2 protein-coding genes and 1 pseudogene are annotated in these 2,021 nt (G+C 65.1%); all 3 read left to right on the top strand.

Features of this window, described 5'->3' with window-relative positions:
- The coding region (locus ACOJTB_RS16210) for a malate dehydrogenase (protein WP_420103559.1) at nucleotides 1–621 on the top strand (621 nt) is incomplete at its 5' end.
- Between the two features lie 76 nt (nucleotides 622–697).
- Nucleotides 698–1,894, top strand: a complete 1,197-nt coding sequence (sucC, locus tag ACOJTB_RS16205; RefSeq protein ID WP_420103558.1) for an ADP-forming succinate--CoA ligase subunit beta — start codon at nucleotides 698–700, stop codon at nucleotides 1,892–1,894.
- Nucleotides 1,895–1,903: 9 nt separating this feature from the next.
- Nucleotides 1,904–2,021, top strand: a pseudogene (locus ACOJTB_RS16200) (succinate--CoA ligase subunit alpha); the annotation flags it as partial.

The raw sequence follows: 2,021 nt of genomic DNA, 5'->3' as shown, positions 1-2,021 counted from the left end.
TTCGTGATCTGCATCACCAACCCGCTCGACGCGATGGTCTGGGCGCTGCAGAAGTTCTCCGGCATCAAGCCGAACATGATCTGCGGCATGGCCGGCGTGCTCGACTCCGCCCGCTTCCGCTACTTCCTCGCCGAGGAGTTCCAGGTTTCGGTCAAGGACGTCTCGGCCTTCGTGCTGGGCGGCCATGGCGACGACATGGTGCCGCTGGTCCGCTATTCGGGCGTCGCCGGCATCCCGCTGCCGGACCTCGTCAAGATGAAGTGGACCACGCAGGAGCGCCTGGACGCCATCGTCGAGCGCACCCGCAAGGGCGGCGGCGAGATCGTCAACCTGCTCAAGACCGGCTCGGCCTTCTATGCCCCGGCGGCCTCCGCGATCGCGATGGCCGAGAGCTACCTCAAGGACCAGAAGCGCGTCCTGCCCGCCGCCGCCTACCTCAAGGGCCAGTACGGCGTGAAGGACATGTTCGTCGGTGTGCCGGTGGTGATCGGCGCCAAGGGCGTCGAGAGGGTCGTGAAGATCCGCCTCAACGGCGCCGAGAAGGAGATGCTGGCGAAGTCGGTCGGCTCCGTCCAGACGCTGATCGACGCCTGCAAGTCGGTCGACGGCTCGCTCGCCTGATTTCTATCGAGGCGGCGGTCGCTCGCGCGGCCGCCGCCCTTCGTCATTTTTCGTCGCTGCCAGGGAAACCGAGCACATGAACATCCATGAATACCAGGGCAAGGCCATCCTCAAGGAGTTCGGCGCGCCCGTCTCGGCCGGCTTTCCCGCGCTGACGGTGGCGGAAGCCGTCGAAGCCGCCAAGAAGCTCCCCGGCCCGCTCTATGTGGTGAAGTCGCAGATCCATGCCGGCGGCCGCGGCAAGGGCAAGTTCAAGGAACTCGGCCCCGACGCGAAGGGCGGCGTGCGCCTCGCCAAGTCGGTCGAGGAGGTCGAGAGCCATGCCAAGGAGATGCTCGGCAACACGCTGGTGACCGTGCAGACCGGCGAGACCGGCAAGCAGGTCAACCGCCTGTACATCGAGGATGGCTCGGACATCGAGAAGGAGTTCTACCTCTCGGCGCTGGTCGATCGCGCGACCTCGCGCATCGCCTTCGTGATCTCCACCGAAGGCGGCATGGACATCGAGACGGTCGCGCATGACACGCCCGAGAAGATCGAGACCTTCTCGGTCGATCCCGCCACCGGCATCATGCCGCATCACGGCCGCGCCATGGCGCGCATCCTCGGCCTCTCGGGCGACCTCGCCAAGCAGGCCGGCACCGTCCTCAGCCAGATCTATGCGGCCTTCGTGGCCAAGGACATGGACATGCTGGAGATCAACCCGCTGATCGTGACGACCCAGGGCCAGATCAAGTGCCTGGACGCCAAGGTCTCGTTCGACTCCAACGCGCTGTATCGTCACCCCGAGGTCGTCGCTCTGCGCGACACCACGGAAGAGGACGAGAAGGAGATCGAGGCGTCCAAGTACGACCTCGCCTATATCGCGCTCGACGGCACGATCGGCTGCATGGTCAACGGCGCGGGCCTGGCCATGGCGACGCTCGACATCATCCAGCTCTATGGCGAAAGCCCTGCGAACTTCCTCGACGTCGGCGGCGGCGCCTCGGAAGAGAAGGTGACGGCGGCGTTCAAGATCATCACCGCCGACCCGAAGGTGAAGGGCATCCTCGTCAACATCTTCGGCGGCATCATGAAGTGCGACGTCATCGCGCGTGGCGTCATCGCCGCGGTGAAGGCGGTCGGCCTTCAGGTTCCGCTGGTGGTCCGCCTCGAAGGCACCAATGTCGAGGAAGGCAAGCAGATCATCCGCGATTCCGGCCTCAACGTCATTCCCGCCGACGACCTCGACGATGCGGCGCAGAAGATCGTCGCCGCGGTCAAGAAGGCCTGAGGAGCAGACATGTCCATCCTGATCGACAAGAACACCAAGGTCATCTGCCAGGGCTTCACCGGCAAGAACGGGACCTTCCACTCCGAGCAGGCGATCGCCTATGGCACGCAGATGGTCGGCGGCACCT

This window comes from Allobosea sp. (assembly GCF_048595345.1).
Classification (GTDB): domain Bacteria; phylum Pseudomonadota; class Alphaproteobacteria; order Rhizobiales; family Beijerinckiaceae; genus Allobosea.
Note: the sequence above shows the minus strand (reverse complement) of the source record. Positions and strands in the feature narration are given on the sequence as shown.

Bases quoted from the DNA above. Each gene is read 5' to 3' on its own strand.
- sucC (WP_420103558.1), top strand. From the start codon at position 698: ATGAACATCCATGAATACCAGGGCAAGGCCATCCTCAAGGAGTTCGGC.